This window comes from Lysobacter sp. TAB13, assembly GCF_052113885.1.
Lineage (GTDB): Bacteria > Pseudomonadota > Gammaproteobacteria > Xanthomonadales > Xanthomonadaceae > Lysobacter > Lysobacter gummosus.
In genome coordinates this window covers 1-398 of sequence record NZ_JBFRDR010000302.1, presented here as the reverse complement: position 1 = coordinate 398, position 398 = coordinate 1, and the positions used below count along the sequence as shown (strand labels likewise).

1 protein-coding gene is annotated in these 398 nt (G+C 66.3%); it reads left to right on the top strand.

Features of this window, described 5'->3' with window-relative positions:
* Nucleotides 1-110: 110 nt before the first annotated feature.
* The coding region (locus AB4Y92_RS26270; RefSeq protein WP_441822291.1) for an amidohydrolase family protein at nucleotides 111-398 on the top strand (288 nt) is incomplete at its 3' end.

Below are 398 nucleotides of genomic sequence, written 5' to 3'. Positions count from 1 at the left end.
TCATGAACCCGACCCGCAGGCAGACCACGCTCGGCGGCGCGGCCGGCGCGCTTTCCACGCTGCTCGGCGGCCGGGCTGCCGCCCAGACATCCACGACAGGACAAGCCGCCATGATTGCCGACCTCCTTCTCGTGAACGGACGCTTCAGCACTTTGGACCGCAGCAACCCCGATCCGCGGGCGGTTGCCATCTCCGATGGCCGTTTCATCGGTGTCGGAGCGGAACAGGACATGCGCGCTCTAGCCGGCCCGACGACTGCGATCGTCGACCTGGGTGGCCGGCGTGTCATTCCGGGGCTGATCGACAGCCATATGCACATCATCCGCGGCGGGCTGAACTACAATATGGAGCTGCGCTGGGACGGCGTACGTTCGCTTGCCCAGGCCATGGAGATGCTG